Here is a 24331-nt window from a genome sequence, read left to right on the forward strand (position 1 = left end):
ATTCGCTATTTTTGCATAAAAAAAGTGAATCGACAAATATTAAGGCTGGCTCTGCCCAATATCCTCACCAATCTTACTGTTCCGATGCTTGGAATGGTGGACATGTACCTGATGGGACATCTGGACTCAGTCCATTTTATGGGAGCAGTAGCCCTTGGCGGAGTGATCTTTAATTTTGTTTACTGGGGCTTCGCCTTTTTAAGGATGAGCATAAGCGGTTTGGCAGCGCAAACCGTTGGCCGGGAAGACAAACAGGAGATGGCGCTTGTTCTTCAGCGGGGGTTGTTGATTGCCGTATCGGGAAGCCTGCTTCTTTTGCTGCTCCAAATCCCTCTGGCAGAATTCAGTTTCTGGCTGCTCGAAGGAAGTCCTGAGGTAAAAGCCATTGCACGTGACTATTTCTTTGTAAGGATATGGGCTGCACCGGCAGCCATTACGCTGATGGTTTTTTATGGCTGGTATCTGGGTATGCAAAATGCCATTTACCCGATGCTGATTGCTGTCACTGTTAATTTGGTAAATGTTGTTACGAGTTTTCTTTTTGTGCATCATTTTAATATGCAGGCCGAAGGCGTGGCATTGGGTTCTGTTGTGGGTCAGTATAGCGGACTAATTTTAGCCCTGGTCATCTTTTTCAGAAAATACAAGTGGATAATTCCGGAATTTACATCGACGGTTGCTCCGCTGCTCAAAAACATGCGCCAATTTATTAATGTGAGCAGTGATATTTTTATCCGCACCCTTTGCATTATAGCTGTTTTCACATTCTTCACGTCCCGTTCGGCAGGCATTGGCGATGTAACTTTGGCCATCAACAGCGCATTGTTGCAATATCTTTTTCTGTTTGCCTATTTCCTGGATGGATTTGCATACGCCGGAGAAGCACTGGTGGGGAAATATTATGGCGCCAGAAACAAAACAATGCTCGGAGGCACCATTCGCAAACTGATGCTTTTGGGCGCCGGCCTGGCCATTCTCTTTACATTAATCTATGCACTGATGGGTGAAAGCCTTCTGCGACTCTTCACCAAGCAGAGTGATGTGCTTGATCAAGGTAAAGATTATCTGCTTTGGGTTACATTAATCCCGTTGGTAAGTTTTGCATCGTTTATATGGGATGGCATATACATAGGCATTACCGCATCGCGAGCCATGCGCAACAGCATGATAATTTCAGCAATTCTCTTTTTCTTTATACCTTTTTACCTGCTCTTTCCGCATGTACAAAACCATGCCATCTGGATATCGATGGTGCTTTTTATGCTGGCGAGGGGTGTACTGCTCACCATCTTATACCCCAAAGCCATCAGGTCGTTTAATGAATTTAAGCCCTGACAAACATCGCTTTTATGATGTGCTTCACCATTTCGGGATTCTCTTTCAGGCGTCGCGTTGAGTAACCAAACCACTCCTCTCCGTAAGGAACATAAACGCGCAAATGATGACCTTTTTCGATAATGGCCGTGCGTAAGTCGGGCGATACGCCATACAGCATCTGAAACTCATATTGGGTTGGGCTTAGTTGATACTTATCAATTAAACCAAACGCGCCGTTCACAAGTTCTTTGTCATGAGTGGCAATGGCGGTATATATTCCCCTGTTCAGAAGAAATTCCAAATCGGCCAGATATCGCCGGTTTATCTCCTCGGGTCTTTTATATGCAATTTTTTCTGATTCATTGTATATGCCTTTACACAACCGAATATTGACAGGCGATTCAGATGTGTGCCACTCGGCAACTTCCTTCAAATCGTTAGCCGTACGACGTAAATAGGATTGTATGGCAATTCCTGTGTTACCCGGAAATTCTGCATGCAACCTTCGGTATAACTCAATTTCCCTATCCACACAGGCTGAGTCTTCCATGTCGATGCGCACCAGTTGGTTGCCATCGTGCGCCTTCATCACCACTTGCCGTATCAACTCGTAACAGGCTTCAAAATCGATGAGCAAACCAAAACCGGATGGCTTAAGTGAGTAAGTCACATTCAGATTTTCGATTCCAAACCTATCGATGATTGTCATATATGCATCACGGCTCTCTTCAGCCTGTTTCATGCAGGTGATAAACTCACCCAACCTGTCGATTGTAGTCCATGCGCCGGCAGGATGCAGTTGAAGCGCTGTTTTTACGGCATCTTCCAGATTTACACCCGAAATATATCTTCGGGAAAACAGCCAGATAAACTTTTTAGGTAAATGTGGCAGAAACGATGCAATGAGATGATGAAACATACGTTTAATTGATAAGATACCGTTCTATTCAAATTTTGGCAGTATTAACTGCGGCAGTTTACAATGAACATATTGAAAACTCATTAGAAACCGACCCTTTCGCTCTCAGGAGAATCAGTAATCTCCCAATTCTAAGTTCACCATCAGTCTAAAAAAAAAGAATGATGAAACTCATTTTAATGACTGATATTTGACATCTGTTGAAAAATGTGTGAACTTATGATTATCAGTTACGCGCGTCGATAACTCAATAAAAATATCGGCTGAGCCCAAAATTCAATTTTGAAAACTCTGTGTAGCTCCTGTTATGCGAAGCGGCATACATCCATTGGCCAGATACAGGATTTACGCATGTCCGTTAAATTAACAATTAAGGACTTTATATGAACCGGTTATTTGGTTTCGGCTTGATTCTTATATTATCTATTGTGTCAGGCATCAATGCGTTGGCACAGGACTGCGACTACCTTTCAAAAGGCAACAACATGGTTCAGGATAAGCCATGTGCGCCCGTTACTGCACAGTGGGAGATATTCTTTGGCGGCGTAACGGGCACTGGCCCCATCGAAATTTATGTGGATTGGGGAGATGGTACCCCTCCACAGATAGTGCCTGCTACTTATAACTCGGTGAATAACCAGTGGCGAATCACTGCCAGCCACATCTATCCAAAGGGAGGCAACAGATGTAATTATCAGCCATCCACCATGCTGGTGGTAAATGGTGTACTGTGCACAAGCTCAATACAGACACAGCAGGTTACAGTGTGGGATACCGATGATGAGAACGGCGGTGTGATGCGCATAAACCCGGTACGTTTCCCCATCTGTTTAGGCAATGACGGAACCGTTACTTTCACCGATGCCAGCCAGTGGAACTGCGTACCACCCATAGAGCTCGACCGCCGAAACAACAGCAGGAGATGGATACAGTGGATTTATGGAACCGGCGGCACCACCATTTCTGAGGCACTGGTAGGCGGGCAAATGCTTGCTTATCCTCACGCCGGCCCCGTTGAAGTTACCGGACAACCGGTCGAAGGCCCGGTTCCACCCATGAATACAAGTCAGCCAATTTATATTCCCAGCCATTACAACGTGGGTGATTATTTTGAAGTAACCATCCGCAACTGGAACGTTTGTAATCCCTATGACGACCCCAACATCCCCGGCCCTCCCGCCGACCCGATTAATGGTGATCATCCTCCGGTAGTGACCACCGCCATAGCCATAATTGTTGCGCTGCCCGATGGTTCCATTGGTGCTGTAGGACCATTTTGCGACAACGCCCCATCGGTGCTGCTCACAGCTGCAACACCCGGTGGACAATGGAGTGGGCCGGGCATCACGAACCCCAACAGCAGACGTTTCTACCCATCCATTGCGGGAGCCGGAAACCACCTTATCACATACAATGTTACCAATGCCGATGGTTGCTCGGCAAGTGGCACTACTAACATACAGGTATTTGAGTCGCCAAACATCAGTATAAATGTGGATGAACCCATATATATGTGCCCGGGACTCTCGGTTCAGCTTGAAGCAACTGTTACGGGTGGCACACCTGCTTACACCATTCAGTGGCAGGGCGATACTGCTCCGTTAAGCGCCACCAACATTTACAATCCCATTTTCACCACCAACACACCTGATACTTACAGTCTGTTGTTTAATGTGACAGATTCGCAGGGTTGTAAATCTGAGTTACCGGTTAATGTATTGGTTGATGACATAAAAATTGAATTTGACCCAACCCCAATTGTGGCTTGCCAAGGTGTTCCGGTTACCATCGAACCCATTAACACAGGAGGGACACAAAACTATATTCTGCACCAATGGAGTGGACCACATACAGACAAACTCTCAGCCACAGACATCCAAAACCCGGTTTTTGTAACAACCGAAATCGGAACTTTTGATTTCACCTACAGAGTAGAAGATGAAACAGGATGTCATGCCGAAGCCACAATTTCGGTAGTGGTTAAAGAGCAACCGCTGGCCAATGCCGGCGACAATGATGCTCTTTGCGGTCTAAATTACACATTAAACGGCTCCTCATCTCCAGCCAATGCCGTTGGCCTTTGGAGTCTCATGTCTGGGCCTGGCACTGTTGGCTTTTCAGATGCCACAGCAACCAACTCACAAATTACTGTCAGCGAAACGGGCACATACAACCTCCAATGGATGATAGATTTAGATGGTTGTATTGCCTCGGACGATGTCACCATCAACTTTTCATCCTTTCCACAGCCGGGAATTATGCCCAATGCTGAGTTGTGCGGACAATCCATTACACTCCAGGCACTTCCCGATATGGGCATAGGAGTCTGGACAATGACGGCGGGAACAGGCAGTGCAACCTTTAACGATATAAACTCTGCCGTAACCCTAGTAAATGTTGACTTGCCGGGTCAATATGAGTTTACATGGACTGAGTCGGCCGGTATAAACTGCAGCAACTCTGCCAGTGTAACCATCTTATTTAAACCCCAGGCACAAGCCATTTCGGAGCCACAGCCCGATATCATCTGCTCACCGGCCACCATAATTTTCCCAAACCAAAGTACAAACGCTGACTCATACATCTGGGAGCTGGGTGGTGGAGTCACCTCCACCGAAACAGAACCCGAATTTACTTACGAGAACCTGACAGGCTCCGTCCGAACCTATACCATCACACTAACTGCTTTAAACAGCTATAACTGTAACGACACCTATAGTTTTCCGCTACAAGTAGCACCAAAGCCAGTTGTAAGAGCAGCGGCCACACCTATAGCGGGCTGTTCTCCACTCAATGTATCATTTGCCAACACAACAACAGGCGCTACATCCTATAATTGGCATTTTTCTGATGACAACAGCCAGAGCAGCGAGTTTGCGCCACAAAAGACCTTTTTCAACAGCAATCCGTTTGTAACTGCCTACCCTGTAAAACTGTTGGCCGAAAACCAGTTTGGCTGTGTTGACTCTACTGAAATTCAAATTACGGTATATCCGGCAGTAGTGATGGATTTAAGCGTTGTGCCGGGCGAAGGCTGTCACCCATTGCAGGCAGAACTCACTGCTACGCCTGGTGCTATGAGTTACATCTGGAACACTGGTGATGGCAATCAAATTGTTGGCAACTTCCGACTGAATCACACATTCACAAATGAGACCAGCCAAGATGTGACCTACAACATACAGGTAACGGGAACCAACGCTTTCTCATGCGCAGCAACGGCAAATGGAACCATTACAGTATATCCCTCTCCCGAAGCTCGTTTCACAGTCTCGCCCGATGAATTGCAGATGCCCGACAGAACCTTTGCCCTCACCAATCAAACCACAGGAACAGGCTGGAGCTACGAATGGGATTTTGGCGATGGCAATCAGTCCACCTCCCAAAACCCGGGCGTCTACAGCTACGCACAATCAGGCACGTACCACATTACCCTTACTGCTTTCAACAACTATTGCCGCAGCTCGGCCTCTTTGCCGGTACTAATAAGACCCATGGTACCACAAATTCAATTTGGCACCAACCCAGATGCCGGCTGTCCACCGCTGGAAGTCACATTCACTAACAACACGCTGGACGCCACCTCCTATTTGTGGGATTTCGGCGACGGACGCATGTCGCAGGAAATTGCTCCTACGCACACCTATCGAGTACCGGGACTCTACAGAGTGACTCTCACGGCCACCGGGCCAGGTGGAACAGCCACTGCCGACGATGTGGAAGTTATGGTTTATGAGGTGCCTACTGCCCTATTTGATGTGATTCCAAAAGTAATATTCATACCCGGAGAAAATCCGGCAATAATCAACCGAAGTGAAGGTGCCACCGCCTATTACTGGGATTTGGGAGACGGCACTACTTCACGCGATTTTTCGCCATCGCACCGGTATGCCGCTCCAGGATACTACACCATTACCTTACGGGTAACCAACAACGATGGGTGTGAAGATGTGTATGCCATCAACGAAGCCGTTAAAGTAGAACAAGGTGGAGAACTGAGGTTTCCCAACGCCTTTACCCCTAATCCATCCGGGCCATCCGGAGGAAGATACCAATATGGCGACCCACGTAACCATGTGTTCTATCCATTCACTCAAAAAGGTGTTGAAGAGTATCAGCTTCAGATTTTCACACGGTGGGGCGAACTGATATTTGAAAGCAATGAATTAGAGACAGGCTGGGATGGATACCACCGAGGTAATCTGGCACAGCAGGGCGTTTACATTTGGCGGGCAAGGTATAAAACATCTGACGGAAAAGTACATGTAATAGCCGGTGATGTAACCCTCATCCGATAAAAACAACGAGAGATAAGGTACATGATAAAACAGAACAACATACTGAAACATTGTGGATTGATTTTTCTGCTGTTATTTCTGGCTGATAATTCAGAGGCTCAGGACATGCACTTTTCTCAATTCTATGCCTCACCCTTATACCTAAGCCCATCACTGGCCGGCGGCACCGATGGTGGGCGACTGGTGCTGAATCACCGCAATCAATGGCCTGGAATCTCCAAAGCATTTACCACCTCCGCCGTATCGTTCGATAATTTCTTTACCCGCTTTAACAGTGGCATCGGTGTGCAAATCATACAGGACAAAGCAGGGAGTGCCAACCTCTCCTTTACCCATGCAGCATTGCAGTATTCATACAATGTACGCATCAATGATGATTTGCAGTTTGTGCCTGGCATTCAGTTTGCCTACGGCAGCCGCGCACTGGATTTCAGCAAGCTCATATTTGCAGATGAAAGCATCAGTGGCGGCGCCTCAGGCTCCTGGGAGCGACTGGCCAATGAAAACACCGAGTTTGTTGATTTTGCGATATCGGGACTGATTTACAACGCCCGATTCTGGACAGGCATCACCATAGATCACCTGGCACAACCAAACCATTCGCTACTGGGCGAAGAGATAAAACTTGATAGAAAATATGTGGTGTTTGGTGGCGCTAATATCTGGACCGAGCAACGCCGCAGGGTTGGACTGGATCGTGCGTTTGCGACCAGTTTCCGATTCCAGCGTCAAAGCACCTTTAATCAGTTAGACCTGGGGTTTTACTGGTTTAACAATCCCATAGAGGTAGGCATTTGGTATCGGGGATTACCCATTTTTGGAGAGGTGAAAAACCGCCTCAACCACGATGCCGTGATTTTATTGATGAGCTACAAATACGGCCCTTTCAGGTTTGGGTACAGCTATGACATCACCGTTTCCAATCTGGCGCTACAAAGTGCAGGCGCTCACGAGATATCCCTCATTTTCGAGTTTAACCAGCAGGCACAACTGCGCATAGGTGGCCGCAGGCCAGCAGTGCCGTGCAGCGATGCAGCCAATCCGCTGATAGATGCCTATAAATACAGACAAAAACGCCGCCGGGTATTTTAAAAACAAACGCCGCATTGAAAGTTGCATCAATGCGGCGTTTGTTTTGAATTAATTTATGTTGATCATACGGGCCGGCCGGGGCTTCACCTCCTCGCGCTTGTGAAGGGTCACACGCAATATGCCATCTTTATAGGCTGCATTTATCTTTGTTTCATCCACCTCATTGCGTGGGATGGAAAAAGAGCGACGGAATCCACTGTAACAAAACTCTCTACGGGTATAACCTTCTTTTTGCTCATGGTTCTCTTCCTTATCGCAAGCAATGGTAAGCACGTTGTTGTGAATCTCCACCTTAAAGTCATCCTTTGAAACACCGGGTGCAGCAACCTCAATTTCATATTCATCCTGCGTTTCGCGAATATTCACTGCCGGCACAGAATTTCTTGCGGATGCGATGGGTCTGGTAAAGAGATCTCCTCCAAAGAAATCATCAAAAATGTTAGCGATTTCTGGCATCTGGTTGTTGAATCTTCTTACAATAGTCATGATTATGTCCTCCTACTATTTTTGTGATACATGATATTTAATTTGTCTCTGTTGAATTGTACACCAACAGAATCAACATCTGTACCACGCTCTATTTCAGGACATAATGTCACGAATCAAGGTTTTTACGCAGCCAATCTGTCACAACTCTCTGCTAAAATCTGTCATTTTTTCAGTCTTCAGTGTTTTCCGGAATCCACTCGAGAATGTCGCCTGGCTGGCAATTCAGATGAAAACAGATGGCCTCAAGCGTACTAAAACGGATGGCCTTGGCCTTGCCCGTTTTTAAGATTGATAAATTTGCCGGAGTAATCCCAACCTTTTCCGAAAGTTCATTTAACGAAATCTTGCGCCGCGCCATCATCACATCAAGATTAACAACTATAGCCATATCTACACAGTTAAATCAAGTTCCTCTTTCATACGTATTGCTACGCTTGTAACTTCAGCCAATAGCAACACAACCACTCCCAACATCAGATAAATGAGGTTTGACTCTCCCATTACTATAGAATAGTGCATGGGATCAAAAACCATCTTGTGTATCATATAATAATTATACTCCCATATAAAATTGGCGAGGTAATAAACAATTAAAATAGCTCCAATTAGCCGGATGCGAGAAACCGTTTGTCCGCAGAACATCTCTCCTTTATAAACATTATGAAGCACCCGATACATCAAAAAAGGCAATACAATGACTGCCAGAACTGCCACTATTGCAAGAAACACGTTCACAATAGAATAATACCTGTAACTGCTTCTGTCAAGAGCCATTTCGGGCACCAAAACCTTTACACCACGATACCTGGCGGCCAATTGCACCCCATCAGAAAGCAGCAGTGTATCAAAAAAGCTGGTCACACTCCCCTTGGCCTGTAAATCCAGAAAAAAAATCTCTCCATCAATTTCGCCATGGTTATATCCCTGATGCCAACCGAGTAAAAAATCCTCCCGACCTTCAAGAACTGTATCTACAACCATAAACAGATAGATAAAACCAGCTAAAACAGCCAGCGCAATTGTACGTGTTCGGTTACTAAAATAAATCATAGCATGGGAATTTATCGTTTATCGATAACAAATATAGCACTAAATACTATAAAACAAACAATAATTATCGTAAAACAATAATTTCAGATAAAAAAAATCCTTCAGATTTAAAGTAGCATTAACATTTGGGTAACACGCTTAAGAAAATAAAAGGAGAGATTTGCACTTGGGATTATTTATTTCCTCCCGACAATTCCTGTGTGTAAAGCGCCGACCCAAACGAGGGTCGGCGCTTTTAGGAGGAATATTATATGTTAGTTTAGAGGCAAAGCCTGATTAGGCTTCTTCACTATCTTTTCCTACCAATTTAACTTTGATGGCGTTGATTCCTTTTAAACCTCTATCGGTTTCAAAACTAACCTCATCACGCTCCCTAACCGGCTGTAACAAACCGTTTAGGTGAAAAAATACACTGTCGCCACTCATCGAATCTTTAATAAATCCATAACCTTTAGATTCATTATAGAAAGTAACAACACCTTTTCTGATGGGATCTTCTGGCTCATCTAACTGACGTGGCACGCCAATGCGTATATCCTCGACTTTAACCTCGACCCTTTTCTTCTGCATTTCAGGAGGGGTGGTTGTAATTGCGCCAAACTCATCAACATAGGCAATCATGTCGTCCATGCTTGATTTCTCCCTTCCCTCCTTCTTCTTCTCTTTATCCTGCTTCTTTTTTAATCTCTTTTTTTCTCGTTCTTTCTTTCCAAACGATTCTTGTGATCTTCCCATTCGCTATAATCAATTTTAAATTTCTTGTGCTCAAATCCATCGATTTTCGATGTAAGCGCCGGTGAATATACGCAATATTTATTGACTTTCAATAAATTACACAACACAGAATATTACAAAAAATGGCCTCATCACAAAAATTAAGCAGGCAATAATTTTTATAATACGCTTATTTACTGGATTATAAGGCAGCAGAATTTAAATTAATTTTATCGCTGTCACTAAAAACTCAATCAAAAAAAATAATACACAAAAAATATTTGGTGCGATAAAAAAAATCATTCAGTAAAGAGAGACACCGCGCCCTCTTACAAAACTTTATCCGTTTTCGGATGTTTAAGAACATAACATACCTTAAAAAACTTCAATACCAAAATCCCGACGGATAATTCAAATCAAACACACATATCAATTACTTCATGATTAGCAAAAAAGAACATCAATTACCTTTCGACACCTTCCTGAAAGAACTGAAGCAACGCATGCACAATGTTTTTCACACGCGTGCAGACATAAACAACCTTGCTGTTAAAAGAGGAATGCCCCCTTTTGTAATGCGTGAAATAATGGATCTGAACCCGCTCTCGGTTGGGATACCAACAGAGTATGGCGGCAGAGGTAGTATTATGCGCGAAAACATTGCGCTTCTTTCCACAGCATCGTATGAGTCACTGGCACTATCACTCACATTTGGCATAAACTCTGCGCTGTTTCTTCAACCTGTGGCAAAATATGCGCAGGAAGATGCAAAAAAAGAGGTTTTCAACAGGTTTCTGAACCACCAGAACATGGGTGGATTGATGATAACGGAACCCGGCTTTGGCAGCGATGCGCTAAACATGCAAACTTCGCACACCACTGAAAATGGGATAAGTCACATCCAAGGAACCAAACATTGGGCCGGTCTCACAGGATGGGCCGAGTTTTGGCTGCTAACCTCACGCGAACGTGCCCCATCAGGCAATCTCAAACGCGACATTGAATTCTTTATTTGCGATGTAAATAAACCAAATCAACAGATAGTGGTAGAGGAGATTTATGAGAATCTCGGACTTTACCAGATTCCATACGGAAAAAACCGCCTTGATGTGTTGATTCCCGACAGCCACAAACTGATACCTCATACAACCGGAGTAATGCTGATGCTCGACCTGCTTCACCGCAGCAGAATGCAGTTTCCGGGAATGGCACTGGGATTTATACAACGTCTGCTCGATGAATCAATATTGCATGTGCGTGAGCGACTGGTAGGAGGAAAATCACTTTTTGAATATGATCAGGTACAAAGCAGATTGGCACGTATGCAAGCAGCCTATACCATTGCATCGGCCATGTGTATTCACAGCAGTCGCGTGGCTGGCATCGAAAATGACCTCTCAGGGATTGGCGTTGAAGCCAACTCAGTAAAGAGCTATGTGACCGACTTAATGCAGGAAACAGCACAATCGGCTACGCAATTGGTAGGAGCGCAAGCCTATAAACTCACCCACATTGCAGGCAGGGGAATCACCGATAGCCGTCCGTTCCAAATATTTGAAGGCTCAAACGACATTTTATACGCTCAGATTTCGGAGGCGGTGATTAAATCGATGAAAAAAATTAAAGAGACAAACCTGTACAATTACCTGAAACAGTATCATTTGACGCAGAAATTTGTTGCCGAAACAAAAAACTTGTTTGATTTTGAGATAAACACAACCCTCTCGCAACGCAAAATGGTAGAGCTTGGCCAAATCGTAAGTAGATTGGTATCAGCCGACTTGGTAGTAAATGCAGGCGAGACTGGCTTCCCCGCAAAACTCATAAAAAATGCCCTGACAGTTATTCGTCAGGACATTGAAATGATGTTTAGCTCATTCAAAAACTCGAGCCACCCGGAAGTGGTAGAGAACTATTCAGAGCAAGGTGAATGGTTGCGGTTTACATGATAAACCCAGCCGCGGCCAAATCCTGCCAAAAACCAGGATAGGATTTGGTCACCACCATGTGGTCAGCAATTGCTATCGGATTACCGGTTTTTAGAACCGCCGGAGCAAACGCCATGGCCATACGGTGGTCTTTATAAGTTGCCACTTCGATGTTGGTTGCAGGCTCTTTTCTTTCGCCTTTCCAAACCAAATTGTCAGCATTATTGGTTTCAAGAACATATCCGAACTTACCCAACTCAGTAACCAATGCCGAAATACGGTCAGTCTCCTTTATCTTCAGAGTGTGCAGTCCGGTGAAATTAAACGGTACATTTAAAAAGGCACATGCCACGGCAAAAGTTTGCGCCAAATCAGGCTCATTGGTAAAATCGTGCTTGAAAGATGTTGCCACCTCACCGGTATTGGTTAGCGTTAGTCCTTTGGCTGAAAACTTGCTCTGCACACCCAGCTTCTTAAACAACTCTGCCACAGCCGCATCGCCCTGCCAACTGTAACGGTCAAGACCCTTGAGGCATACCGAGTCACCCTTTTGAGCAAACGCCACCACTTCGAACCAGTAAGATGCGGCGCTCCAATCGGCCTCTACCTTAGCTTCCACCGCCTTATAATTGGCCACTGGCACTTCAATCACATTGCCCTCCCATCTGCATTTTACGCCGTACATCTCCATCAACTTTAAGGTTAGATGAATGTATGGTTTTGAGGTGATATTTCCGGTAAGCCGCAGTTTTAAACCATTCTCCATGGTTGGTCCCACCATCAGCAACGCCGAAATATACTGGCTGCTAATATTTCCGGGCAATTCAAGTTCACCTCCGGTGAGCGAACTACCAAAAATACGCAAAGGCGGAAAACCTTCATTTTCAAGATACTCAATTCTGGCTCCCAATTGATTCAAGGCATCGACCAACACGTGAATGGGTCGTTGCTTCATGCGTTCGCTTCCGGTAAGCGTCCACTCTCCCACAATTTTTGCCAGATAAGCAGTTAAAAACCGCATGGTGGTTCCGGCAGCACCAATGTCAAAATGATTGCTGTTGGAATTAAATACCGAAAGCATGGCTTCTGTATCGTCGCTATCCGACAGGTTTTTAATCGGATAAGGGCTGTAACTTAAGGCATTCAGAATCAAAAGTCTGTTGCTGATACTTTTGGATGTAGGCAGCTGAACATCAATGGATTTGATTCGCTGAGGGGCATTTATAGTAATGGACATAATATCTCGTTGAAATTTATTTACCGATAAAATATTTCAAAGCCTCTTCCACCTCGTGACGTTCGCAATGGATGTTAATGGCCACTTCGCCCGGATTTCGCAGCAATGTAAAATTTATGCGACCGGCCTGATTCTTTTTGTCGTGCGTCATGGTTTCATACAGATAGTCAAAATCTGCAGCGGCATATTCAAAGCTGCCATAAACCCGCTTCACATATTCGCTAAGCTGCTCCACCAACGCCATGGGAAATTGCAGCTTCAGGTGCGCCAGATAAAGCTCTGCCACCATGCCATACGCCACGGCATAGCCATGGAAAACAGGACGGTTCTTCTTCAAGGCAAAACTTTCAAATGCATGGCCTATGGTATGCCCGAGGTTCAGCGCCTTGCGAATGTTCTTCTCAAAGGGGTCGGCCGTAACGTACTCATCTTTTATCTTGATGGATTCGGCCACCAGAGCAGCCAATTCCTTCATGTCAGGATTAAGAATATCGAACCGCAGCGTACGTTCGAGCATCTCGGTTCCTTTCAGGTAGGCATGTTTAATCATCTCCGCAAAACCCGAAATGAGGTTCTCACTGTCGAGTGTTTTCAGCAGCGAGGTATCCACCAACACTTGGCGGGCTTGCATAAATGAGCCAATCTCATTTTTAAAACCCATGAAGTTGATGCCGGTTTTTCCTCCAACCGAAGCGTCTACCTGCGCCAACAATGTGGTGGGGATATTGATAAATGCAATGCCCCTTTTGAATGTGGCAGCTGCAAAACCACCCAGGTCGCAAGGCATTCCGCCGCCCAGATTCACCAGCAGCGAATGACGTGTGGCACCACCAACCACCAGGGCTTCCAAAACTTTTGTAAGCGCGGCAATATCTTTATGAGCATCACCAGCACCAATTATGATGCACCGATCAAAAGAAATGCCCGGCACTTGCTGAATCAGGGGGAAACACATTTTAAAAGTATTGTCGTCGGTAAGAACAAAAATTTTCTCCCTTTTATAAGGCTCCAATAATAGAGCAAGGTCGTTGGCCAAGTCATCGGCTAAAGCAACGCTGGTTTCTTTGGTATTGAGTTCTTGCATCGTAAGTAGATTAATAAGGGTGGCGCCTTTATCAAGCATACCACAACCCTCAAAAGCATCAACATCTTGAGAGTAAATGGATTTCCTGTAAACATTCTATACAGAACTACTTATTTAAGCCGCCGCCAACCATCTCTATTCTTAATATAACTAATGCAAAAATACGGTTTTTCAACGAGAGCGATTATTGACGTAGCTATAAATTGATATAAAACAAAAAACAAGGAATAATAATAAAAGACATATATGATTAACATAAACACCATATTTGCCATAAAAGGAAATACCCTTAGAGAAGTCAATTTCAGATTCAACTATCTGATTTTCATTGTAAACACTATTGATTATCTGACCGTTAGCCTTAACAATACATGACACCCCAATCCATGATGATCTGGCAATATCCTTCTGAAAAGTAATGGCCTGAACTCTGGTTAATAAAAGAGTTAAATCTCTATAATGCCTATTATAAACAAATGGCTCCCTTGCAATTACAAAGATAACTCCGACTTCATCATTTAAGTATCTAGCAACATGATTTTCAAAAAAAGATTCAAAACATACAGATACATGAAATTTATCTACCCCCTGACAAAAAACTTCATCTCCATTTTGAGAAGAAATATATGGATAGGGATTTTTTTCATTTATAAATTTCAATTTACTCAACACACCTGACAATGGAATCCGCTCCCCAAATGGAACTAAGAGTTCCTTGTTGCGTTGTTGAATTTTATCACATGCGATTGAAACTGCCAAAACTTGCTGATTTTGCCAAGCAAACAAATCAGCCCCTAACACATAAACACTGTTTGTCCTACTACTACATGCCAACTCCCGCAGATAAACCAAATTGTCATGACTCTCAACTTTTTGATTATTTAACGACACAATTAGTTCAGGTAAAACATTATAATCAATGTATTTATTGGCATCAACACTATCAAACAACAGCTTAACTCTCTGCCATATAGCCATTTCATCTTCTGAACTACTAAAACTAAAAACACGAACATTTCGCACCTCATTTTTTTCTTTTTTAAAAAGATAAAAAAAAGATGACAAAGATACCGGGATTAAGAAAACGAATAAAAACATCCAAAGCAAACACCTTTTTTGGGGGTTTGAAAAAACTTTAGCATCAATTGAATTATAAAGCAAAAAGTTAATTGACAAAATCCATAAACTACCACCAGTTACTCCTGTAAACTGATACCATTGAATTAATTGAGGAGAACCTCCCAAAACGATTCCTAAAGAAGAAAAGGGTGAAGAAAAATCCCATCTCATATAAAGAATTTCAATTAAACCCCAACTACAAACAAACAAAGCAACTTTATACCTGGTGTTTAATATTAGAAACAAAAAGGGCAGTATGCCTACAATAATAAACAACACAATTCCCAGAGGTGCAACCCTATTTAAAAAAGAATAGCTAAATGAAAAAAGAAACTGCAAGTTTAGGGCATGCCAGGTAATAAGGAAAGATAAAGCACTTAATAATATCAAAACCCTCTTAGTTTGATAGAAGGCTGAAATGGCAAGAAATGGCACCAGAAAAAAAAAGGAAAAAAAGGAGAATCCGGTTTTATACGAAACAAATAAAATGAAGCCGCTTAGGAGGCCTGCTATTATCGACTTTAAATAGTCCATCAATTAATATTAATTATTTCCAGTGCTTTTTCCAATTGAGGGTCTTCTCCGGTTTGGCTATGAACCTCATCATAAAAAGAGCGCGAGACAGGTATAAAAACATCGGGGCTTAAGCCTTTCTCGGTGAGCTGCCCTGAAAGGTTAATACTTCTGGTGGCCGTATAAGAAAAGCTCCATCCGCCGGGCAAAAAAACTTCAAAAATAGAACCCCCACCCCCTGATGTGGGCTCCCCAACTATAACACAATTGGTTAAGTCGTTAATAATGGTAGCTATGCCATGACCCATGCTGTATGTGTTGCCATTTATTAAAACTACCAAGGGTATATCATCAGGCACCAACCCTGTTCCCTTTAACCTTAAAGGTTCGGGCTTAGTAAAGGCATTGTGGGCTTTACCACTTTTTGTCTGACTATAAGTAAGTGTTTTTATTCCTGAATAGAAAATGCCACAGATTTTATAACCGGTCTCAAATCCTCCTGTACAGTCTCGTAGGTCAATAATTAACCCGTTGGTATAATCGTACCCTTCTAATTCCAACTGATTATAGTTGACAACTTCCAAAAGGGGTAAAACACGAAGGTAAGCTACCGAACCGGGTAATTGGGCAGTATGGTAACGCACGCCTTCCCTTATCTTAGAATAACCATATCGTTTATAAATCTTCCAAAAAACAAGGAAAAACCTATCATCCGAAAACATTTCGGCCCTTTCGCCATTATTCGATCGAACCCATACATGTGCATCGTTAACAATACGAATAATTGAATCAAATGCCGCCACCGCCGCCGAGTCGGTTTTAATCTCTTTAAAAACGGGCAGCCAGTCGCTATACACCTTATCCCAATCAACGTTCTTCTCTTCAAAAAAAACGTAACGCTCGTCCATTATTTCCCAGAACGATTGAAAGATACCCTCATACGAATTATCAGGATTAACAATGCTGTCCTGACACGCCATTTGGCTGATAAATAATGCAACTGCGATAATTTTTTTAAACATAATGCTTACAAAAGTTTGTTATTATGCTTTAACAGGTAACCTTTAAATTTAGATGTAAGATAGATAGAGGGGATTTATAAGTTTTTATAGATGTCTTAGCATCTTTCCAGACTTACCGGCCTACCGGCAGGCAGGTCTATCCATCTAATAATCTTAAATCTAATCATCTTAATAAAAATTTCAACATAGAATTTTAACCGCTAAATCAACACTATTAAAGTCCAATACCCAAACCAACCATGTTTTGCATGAATTTTTGAGTATTACCGTTAATAATAAAACTGTTATACATAAATTGATAACCAATGCTGTACCTTAGCTTACCCGCAAAAAAATCAAGGGTAAATGTATAATCAACCTTTCGGTAATTACCAAAGTAAGCCAAAACGTTGGGCTCCGTAATATACGAAACCGGCTCGCGGTTGATGGGTGACGGGAAATATTGGTATTCGGGGAAAAAGCCGCCAACAATAATTGGAACATTTAAATTATTCCGAATTTGTAACTTATCCCATTTGTAAGCCAAATTAATGGCACCGTTGACAGACTGGTTCCAGTTCCCAACCGGATTCGCAGAAATAAACAGCGCTTCCGTCATTTTTCCGGGGTTAAAATACTCTGCATGACCAAAAATACCTCCACCTGCCTTAACAAAAAACCGGTTGTTACCTGTTTTAACCGGCCATAGCCAACTACCACCCATATTTATCTCTTTTAAAGTATATGCCGCAGCTTTATCTGACATAAAGTTATTATGCAATCGGCCAAAATTGTATTGAATATTAAATATAAAAGTACGGGCTTTCGTCAACGATTGCTTTTCAAAGGTATATGCAATGCCGTTAGTCTTACCCGGTAAACCATTGGGAATTACCCGTGTATTGCTAAAGGCTATACAACCATCATAAAAAAAGAATCGGTGCCGAGCTGTTGAATCTGATTTTGATATTTGTGCATTACCATTAGCGCAGAATATTAAAATAAGAAAAACGACTACATAATAGTACATACAAAAGCACTTCAAGGTTGAAAGTATTATAAAAAGGGACTGTCCGTTATAATAAAACAATACGGACAGTCCTATAAAAGTATTAATTGGTTTTAATATTACGAATCAATATAAAAGGTAGCACAGCATGACTTTCACCAAAAAGACGATAAGCTGCACCATCTATTTCTGCTATTTCAATATTCCCCCTCAACAGCGTAATGTAAGCAAGTGCTTTGTCAGGTATATTTTCAAACAATCTGTTATCTAAAATTGCTTCTCCATTATCAACTTCAATAACATCAATATTTCTAACATATTGATTAGAGTCGTCGCTTTGTGACAGTGTTGTCCCCAACCATTCAACCATTACAACCAGTCCGTTTTCGTTCTTTTCATCAGCATTCCATGCCAATCTAAAATTATCATAAAAACAATAGGGATACAATTCTTCTTCGGTTTCAATTGCAGGTGCAGTTATCTCTACCAAGTCCGGAATATACATGCTAATGCCAGTCACTTCACCACCTCCACTTTTTAACTGCTGTCCGCTTTTTAATACAAAAGTCACATCAGTACCATACCAGTTTTTATAATAGTTATCCACATCTATAACTTTTCCGCTTTTTAGGTTTTTAGAGTTCTTAAGCTCCAATCCGTTTGCTAAAAAAGTAACACTTGAACCGGCACTTTTTAAATCGCCCGACTTCTCGTTAACAACCGGCACCAATACTCTTTCAGCTAAAGAATGTTCTTTTAATGTTGAGTAACCGGCCATTTCAGCATCACTGAAAAAATAATTGCTGTATTTTGATGGAGTGGTAGTAATAATTCTCTCAATAACCTTATTCTCAAAAGCTTCTATTTTAGTTTCTTTTTGAGAAACTTCATTATCATCGCATGAAATTAAGATGACAATTATAAATATATACAATAAATACTTCATAGTTGTTTAAATAAAAATTAGTACAATTTTTCCAGACTTAATTCCAGCATTCTATATTCCCCACCTACGTACACTCGCTCAAGAATAATATCGCTCCCAGAAACTCCTGAAGTCGAGGCTATTGCTTTAAACACCCCGTTAAAGGTTCCGTTTTGCAAAGCATATGGCTCGGCTGATGCTGTTTTTGACCAAACGACATAACCTTGGGTACCATTAGTTGCTCGATGAATGCCTGATTTTATTTCAACTGTAACCTGAGGAAATCCATTTGAATTTGTTGGTCCACTTAAATTCCTAATATCATTGATACCTACTGAACGAGCATAATTATCGAATGTAAACAAATCTGTTTTACTGGTAGTTCCTGTACATCCGTTAGCTTTAGTAGTAACCTTTATCTCAGATTTCTTTTGTTCATTATGACAACAAAAAATACTCGAAAAAGAGGTAATTGGTCCATCTCCATAAATAAATCTGTAATTTAGCAAATCTGCTCCTGCGTAAATTAACTTTAAATCCTGATAAACAACCCTTTCATCATTGACCCAATTACATGATTTGATTGGAGGTGGCCCTCCCACCCCATTGTCTTTGCAAGCTGGGAGCATTAAAAAACAACAAAACAAAACTTATATTTTTCATATTTTTGTGTGTTTTCTTGAGAGGTGCAACTCTCGTTAGTAAACTTTAGCTTTGAAGCCTTCTTCTTTTGAATTCTTTCGGCATTCAGGAGTAGGGGCTTCTTTTTCTCCATTCCGTTTGTTTATGCTTACTATTCTTCGGCATAAACAGTTTTTTGTTTGTCCGTTTCTATTCGAATTAAAAAAAATAAATTATTCATTATAACATCTCCCCTCTACAAAATCGGTAAATGTGGGATTATAGGCATTATTAAAAATAATAATATCTAACGAGTTACTTTTTTGCAACAATGCAGTTCGGATGGGACAGAAATCTCTAAGTTTTGGATTACCCTGATTGGCTGCATTGTCATGCCCTCCAATAACTACTCTGCCGGTGATTGAGGCCAATCCGGAGAGCCCGTCAAACGACTCAAGGTTTTCATTGCCAACAACAGTTAATTGGTTGATGGTTTGAAGTGATGTAAGTCCTGAAAACGATATTAAAGCCCGGTTACCGCTAACATAAAGAGTCCCGTCAATGCTTTTAAGGTTATTAAAACCTTCAAAAGAGGTTAAACCGTTGTTGCTGTGAACCGAAAAACTGGTGATTTTCTTTACCTCTCCCAAGGAACTAAAATTTGTAAGCGAGGTATTTGAATTAACTGTCAGAGTTTGAAGATGCTCCCCTTTAAAACCGGCAAAATCAGTAAACGATTCATTATGGCTTATAAGCAGATTTCCATTAAATGATGTTAGCCGATTTAAACCGGCAAGCGAAACAAGGGAATTATTGTCTGATATTAAAATATCCCGCCCAATTCGTTCAAGATTAACAAATCCATCGAACGACTGAATATCCGGATTATCTGTAACCATTAAATCTTTGCCAACTTCCTTTAAATTACCAAGATCTTCAAGCGAGGTCAAAAAATAATTCCTCCTGATAACTAAGCTGCCGGCAACAAATTTCAATCTTTTTAAGGCCGATAAATCGGTAATAAAATCACCACTGATAACCAAGTCGCCATTAACCGTTTTATGGTTAAAAGCATCAACTTCCCATTGTGTAGTAAGGAAAACATTTTCAGGGACATCATCTTTGGAGCAGGCACATAAAAATAGGAGAACGAGTAACCCTAGGCTAGAACGATCAACAAAAATATATTGGCAGTTATTGCGAAATCGAGTTTGGGGCATTAGAGTCAGGTTAAGGTTATCTATTATCCGGGTCAATTATACTTTTTAATCAACCCAAATTCTTCACAAAAAAAATGACATAAAATAACAATATCAACATAAAAGCAAAATACTTGCATTTTTTTGATAAATCAAAATAAACTATAATTATTCAGAAACAAACTAACAACTCAGAAGTAGCAAAAAGCAATGAAATATTGGTGCGTATTATTGCCCTAAGTCTAAATAATACATGGCTGCTATCAAATGATTTTGTTTTTAAACTAATATTTTGTTTTTTGCATATCACAAAATACTGAATAATGAACAACAAAAAAACTTCCGGCACTGTCATTCAATCATTTGCAGCAGCCTGGCTTATTACGCTAACACTATTTGCACTCTCGTTTGCCCTAAATATCAATGTGCCTGCCATTGTACAATATCTGTTGGGCGCTTTGATAATAGTGATTGCCATAGTTTTTGCCCGTGGAGGGTTTCATTATCTCGAAATTGATACGGAAGATGATCTGTTTCGCATCAAGCACTTTAACCTGTTTCCCATGGGGCGTGAATACAAACGTATCCAAATAGAATGGGCCAGATATCACAGCTATGAAGTAAAAGAATTGATGGGAGGCCTATTTAAGTTTCTTTATGTATATGAACAGACAGCACGCGGCGTGGCTCGCTATCCGGCAGTTGGGCTTTCTGCTCTCAAAAAGAACGAACAAGAGTCCATCATCAACTTCTTCAAGAAGATGGAAAAATAATCATATCACCCGCCTCATCCTTATCCCGACTTGGAACCTACCGAAAAATACCAGATTGCCCTAAGCCTTATAAAAGGTATTGGCCCACGACTTACCCGAAATCTCATTGCCTATTTGGGTTCTGTAGAGGCTGTTTTCAACGAAAAAAACAGCTTTGAAAAAATTCCCGGAATAGGCCCGGCCATAGCCTGTCAAATTCGTGCCGGCATAAACAAAGAATTGATGGCGCGTGCCGAAAAGGAGCTGGAATTCATCCACAAACACCAAGTAAAGCCAATCTTTTTTACTGATGCCGCCTATCCTAAGCGCCTTACGTTTTGCGACGACGCCCCACTTATGATATACGTAAAAGGAAATGCCAACCTCGACAGCACCAAAATCCTGAGTATTATCGGCACCCGGCGTCCTACCGACACAGGTCTCTCACTATGCGAAAAACTGATTGCTGACATTGCGCACCGCCACCCTGAAACGCTTATTATAAGCGGTTTGGCCTACGGTATTGATATTTGCGCACACAGAGCAGCACTGCGACATAACTTGTCTACCGTGGCGGTGATGGCACATGGCTTGGATCGCATTTACCCTGGTACCCATACCCATACAGCGCGCGAAATGATCACACAAGGGGGACTCATAACCGAATTTATGACAGGGACCAATCCCGACAAGCCCAATTTTGTGAGACGAAACCGCATTGTGGCCGGCTTGTGCGATGCTGTGGTTGTGATAGAGTCCGCAGTAAAAGGGGGCGCTCTGATAACTGCCGACATAGCTGCCAGCTATGGACGCGACGTTCTTGCATACCCGGGACGAGTGGGTGATGAGGCCTCGGGCGGATGCAACAAACTGATAAAAACAAATATCGCCGCACTGATAGAATCTGTCGACGATTTGGAGTATGCCCTCGGATGGGAAAGCCAAGTCAATTCAGGCAAGCCAAAACAACCGACACTTTTCAGTTCCCCTGAAACACCTGAAGAGAAAGCCATAATGGACATTCTGTTGGTGGAAAAAGAGATGAATCTAAATCTGCTGGCTCGGAGCTGTAACCTTCCGGTTGGCAAGGCTTCTGCAACACTTCTCGACCTGGAGTTTAAAGGCCTCGTGAAGAGCAGGCCTGGAGGAATATTCAAACTCAACACATAGTAGATTATTTGAGATACTGCCTACGTTTAATTACGGAAAATTCTTGATACTGGGATCTTCCGGATAAGCTCTTCGAGCATCTATTTTTCGTTACATATCCGGAAAAGAGACGATGATTCGTTACAGCCTCATAACCCCTTTTCAAACTAACACACATCAAATAAGCAGATGTAATTGAAACAAAAACAGAAAGGTTCAGTATAACTATTCCGGTGAATAAACAACACCAAAACAGATTGTAACATGATGCTAACGGTATCAACCCTGACCTGATTATGACATTAAAATTACATCGGACAAGCACACGTAAACTGCTGTTTCACATACCCCTTCTTCTGCTATTGTCAATCCCGTTTGCCAATGCAGCGGCAATGCCATTAGATCTTTTCTCAGCATTTTTTGTGGCATTAACTTACCTATCCAACTGTTTTGTTAGGCCACTTCTGCTTATTCTGGAAGCAAGGTCAAAAATTCTTGACTCGTTGAAACTACAGTATTATGTGTTTTTAAGTTACGCTGTGGTATTTATTTTTTTGGGTGGACTATCTTTTCCTATAACGGGCATCCTCGCTCAGAAACTGGATGAGTCTTGGTTTATATCAATGATTGGATTTGCGCTTTCAGTTCTTTTACCCTACACGCTGCATGAATCTATTGACACAGTATATCAGGATTCGAAAAAATCATTCTTCACCAAAAACCATAAGGGGTACGATGTGATATATGCCAAGAAGAGGTTCGTTGCTGCTCTCTCGGTAACCATCACCAGCTTTTTATCCATTACAGCAATAGGATCAGCTCTGCAACTTGGCACGTGGGTAATGACTCTTATGTTTCTGGCAATATCGGTAATTAACATCGCCAACCTGATTAAAATTGTGATGCCCCTGATACGTGCCACCATCTCATTTAATGAGTTTGATGTAGACCCGGAATTGAAAGATCTGTTTTCAGAAATCACCTTCTTTAACAAAGAGGAGCAAGACTCTGTCATCTTCAATAAAAAGTTTTATACCGAGAAGATAAACCAGACAATAGCAGAGATTGGCCTGATAACGGAACAAATCATTCCGGCCGGAATACACATACAGGAGAACTCTGGAAAGATAAAAAATGGTGTTACGCTACAATCGGAAGCCATCGAAAAAGTAGAAAGCGCCCTGGAATCCATGATTTTCAGCATCAAGCAAAACTACAGAAGTGCGCGGTTTGCACGTAAAATATCGGAGAAGGCGGTAGATATGGTTAACAAGATGACAGTGGCAAGCTGTGAAAGCCTCGACTCCATCGAAGCCATTACTCAAAAAATCAGAGTGATAAACGACATCTCGCACCAAACCAACATACTATCGCTTAATGCGGCCATGGAAGCGGCCAGAGCGGGAGAAGCCGGACGTGGATTTTCAGAGGTGGCAGCTCAGGTGAGACGCTTATCGGAACACACCCGGCATGTGGCTGAGGAGATTTTAAAACTCTCGGCAGACACCATACAATCTACCGAAAAGACTCAAAAACTGGCCATGGGACTGGCTCCTGAAGTTCAAAATACTGCCAGTCTGCTTAAAGATGTAACCGAAGCCAACGAAAGTGAATCATCGAAGGACTCAACCGGCAACCTGAAAAAGGCTGTTTCGACCATCAAATCAATCATGAACGACAATGCTGCTCATGCCAATTCTCTGCAAACATGCCACCTGCATCTGAATGAACAGGTAGGATTGCTAATGCGTGTAACCGACAGCCTGAGTCTGAAGGAGCAACAAATCTCACATCGTAAGAGCAAACTTCAGGTTTACAAAAAGCCCGTTTATGAAGAAGTCCCGCTTCAATCCAACGAAATGGAGATAACCTGGGACAAAGATTTCTCCGATGACAAAACGGAGGCCTTTTAATG

At 42.3% G+C, this 24331-nt stretch carries 20 protein-coding genes; 7 read left to right on the top strand and 13 right to left on the bottom strand.

Translation table 11 applies throughout. From position 1 onward, the window contains the following. The first annotated feature begins 24 nt into the window (after positions 1 to 24). Positions 25 to 1335: an MATE family efflux transporter gene (locus tag ALKIM_RS0105790; RefSeq protein WP_026473812.1), complete on the top strand. Its 1311-nt coding sequence runs from the start codon at positions 25 to 27 to the stop codon at positions 1333 to 1335. On the opposite strand, the gene ALKIM_RS0105795 is transcribed toward ALKIM_RS0105790, so the two are convergent. Next, on the bottom strand, positions 1325 to 2236 hold the full coding sequence (locus ALKIM_RS0105795; protein WP_026473813.1) for a proline dehydrogenase family protein: 912 nt from the start codon (positions 2234 to 2236) through the stop codon (positions 1325 to 1327). The two genes, ALKIM_RS0105790 and ALKIM_RS0105795, sit on opposite strands and share 11 nt — an antisense overlap. A gap of 383 nt (positions 2237 to 2619) precedes the next feature. Here ALKIM_RS0105795 and ALKIM_RS0105800 point away from each other — a divergent pair, with 383 nt between their 5' ends. Further along, a complete protein-coding gene (locus ALKIM_RS0105800; protein ID WP_026473814.1) occupies positions 2620 to 6534 on the top strand; it encodes a PKD domain-containing protein in 3915 nt (1304 codons plus the stop codon). A 21-nt stretch (positions 6535 to 6555) separates the two neighbouring features. Further along, complete coding sequence (locus tag ALKIM_RS0105805; protein WP_044117773.1) at positions 6556 to 7626, top strand: PorP/SprF family type IX secretion system membrane protein; 1071 nt, start codon at positions 6556 to 6558, stop codon at positions 7624 to 7626. A gap of 48 nt (positions 7627 to 7674) precedes the next feature. Here the strand turns inward: ALKIM_RS0105805 and ALKIM_RS0105810 are convergent, their stop codons facing one another. The 4 genes from ALKIM_RS0105810 to ALKIM_RS0105825 form a co-directional block, all read right to left on the bottom strand. Further along, positions 7675 to 8082, bottom strand: a complete 408-nt coding sequence (locus ALKIM_RS0105810) for an Hsp20/alpha crystallin family protein (RefSeq protein WP_235714384.1) — start codon at positions 8080 to 8082, stop codon at positions 7675 to 7677. A gap of 202 nt (positions 8083 to 8284) precedes the next feature. Continuing rightward, positions 8285 to 8503, bottom strand: coding sequence for a helix-turn-helix domain-containing protein (locus ALKIM_RS0105815; protein WP_026473817.1), 219 nt, complete (start codon positions 8501 to 8503; stop codon positions 8285 to 8287). Positions 8504 to 8505: 2 nt separating this feature from the next. Continuing rightward, on the bottom strand, positions 8506 to 9165 hold the full coding sequence (locus tag ALKIM_RS0105820) for a DUF2975 domain-containing protein (RefSeq protein ID WP_026473818.1): 660 nt from the start codon (positions 9163 to 9165) through the stop codon (positions 8506 to 8508). A 276-nt stretch (positions 9166 to 9441) separates the two neighbouring features. Continuing rightward, positions 9442 to 9900: a cold-shock protein gene (locus tag ALKIM_RS0105825; protein WP_026473819.1), complete on the bottom strand. Its 459-nt coding sequence runs from the start codon at positions 9898 to 9900 to the stop codon at positions 9442 to 9444. A gap of 419 nt (positions 9901 to 10319) precedes the next feature. On the opposite strand from ALKIM_RS0105825, the gene ALKIM_RS0105830 reads away from it, so the two are divergent. Further along, positions 10320 to 11828, top strand: coding sequence for an acyl-CoA dehydrogenase family protein (locus tag ALKIM_RS0105830; RefSeq protein ID WP_026473820.1), 1509 nt, complete (start codon positions 10320 to 10322; stop codon positions 11826 to 11828). On the opposite strand, the gene ALKIM_RS0105835 is transcribed toward ALKIM_RS0105830, so the two are convergent. From ALKIM_RS0105835 to ALKIM_RS0105875, 8 genes are all read right to left on the bottom strand, one after another. Next, positions 11821 to 13044: a 3-phosphoshikimate 1-carboxyvinyltransferase gene (locus ALKIM_RS0105835; RefSeq protein WP_026473821.1), complete on the bottom strand. Its 1224-nt coding sequence runs from the start codon at positions 13042 to 13044 to the stop codon at positions 11821 to 11823. The two genes, ALKIM_RS0105830 and ALKIM_RS0105835, sit on opposite strands and share 8 nt — an antisense overlap. A gap of 16 nt (positions 13045 to 13060) precedes the next feature. Continuing rightward, positions 13061 to 14128 (bottom strand): 3-dehydroquinate synthase, encoded by a 1068-nt coding sequence (locus ALKIM_RS0105840; protein ID WP_026473822.1) that lies wholly within the window; start codon positions 14126 to 14128, stop codon positions 13061 to 13063. Between the two features lie 171 nt (positions 14129 to 14299). Continuing rightward, positions 14300 to 15781 carry a hypothetical protein gene (locus tag ALKIM_RS0105845; protein ID WP_026473823.1) on the bottom strand — a complete coding sequence of 494 codons (1482 nt, stop codon included), beginning with the start codon at positions 15779 to 15781 and terminating at the stop codon, positions 14300 to 14302. Then, a complete protein-coding gene (locus ALKIM_RS0105850; protein WP_026473824.1) occupies positions 15781 to 16782 on the bottom strand; it encodes a S41 family peptidase in 1002 nt (333 codons plus the stop codon). The genes ALKIM_RS0105845 and ALKIM_RS0105850 overlap by 1 nt, the downstream gene beginning before the upstream one ends. A gap of 214 nt (positions 16783 to 16996) precedes the next feature. Next, the gene (locus ALKIM_RS0105855; RefSeq protein ID WP_157363802.1) at positions 16997 to 17527 is read right to left on the bottom strand and encodes a hypothetical protein; all 531 of its coding nucleotides are present in this window, start codon (positions 17525 to 17527) and stop codon (positions 16997 to 16999) included. 346 nt (positions 17528 to 17873) lie between these two features. After that, positions 17874 to 18716, bottom strand: coding sequence for a hypothetical protein (locus ALKIM_RS0105860; protein ID WP_026473826.1), 843 nt, complete (start codon positions 18714 to 18716; stop codon positions 17874 to 17876). A 17-nt stretch (positions 18717 to 18733) separates the two neighbouring features. Next, positions 18734 to 19297: a hypothetical protein gene (locus ALKIM_RS0105865; protein ID WP_218916672.1), complete on the bottom strand. Its 564-nt coding sequence runs from the start codon at positions 19295 to 19297 to the stop codon at positions 18734 to 18736. Between the two features lie 252 nt (positions 19298 to 19549). Further along, complete coding sequence (locus ALKIM_RS0105875; protein ID WP_026473828.1) at positions 19550 to 20536, bottom strand: receptor L domain-containing protein; 987 nt, start codon at positions 20534 to 20536, stop codon at positions 19550 to 19552. Between the two features lie 302 nt (positions 20537 to 20838). Here ALKIM_RS0105875 and ALKIM_RS0105880 point away from each other — a divergent pair, with 302 nt between their 5' ends. The 3 genes from ALKIM_RS0105880 to ALKIM_RS0105890 all read left to right on the top strand — a co-directional run bounded on the left by ALKIM_RS0105880 (position 20839) and on the right by ALKIM_RS0105890 (position 24329). Further along, complete coding sequence (locus ALKIM_RS0105880; RefSeq protein ID WP_026473829.1) at positions 20839 to 21288, top strand: hypothetical protein; 450 nt, start codon at positions 20839 to 20841, stop codon at positions 21286 to 21288. A 30-nt stretch (positions 21289 to 21318) separates the two neighbouring features. After that, positions 21319 to 22437 (top strand): DNA-processing protein DprA, encoded by a 1119-nt coding sequence (gene dprA, locus ALKIM_RS0105885; protein ID WP_026473830.1) that lies wholly within the window; start codon positions 21319 to 21321, stop codon positions 22435 to 22437. A 275-nt stretch (positions 22438 to 22712) separates the two neighbouring features. Beyond that, positions 22713 to 24329, top strand: a complete 1617-nt coding sequence (locus ALKIM_RS0105890; protein ID WP_026473831.1) for a methyl-accepting chemotaxis protein — start codon at positions 22713 to 22715, stop codon at positions 24327 to 24329. Positions 24330 to 24331 lie beyond the last annotated feature (2 nt).

It is taken from the genome of Alkaliflexus imshenetskii DSM 15055, assembly GCF_000517065.1.
In the GTDB taxonomy this organism is placed as follows: Bacteria; Bacteroidota; Bacteroidia; order Bacteroidales; family Marinilabiliaceae; genus Alkaliflexus; species Alkaliflexus imshenetskii.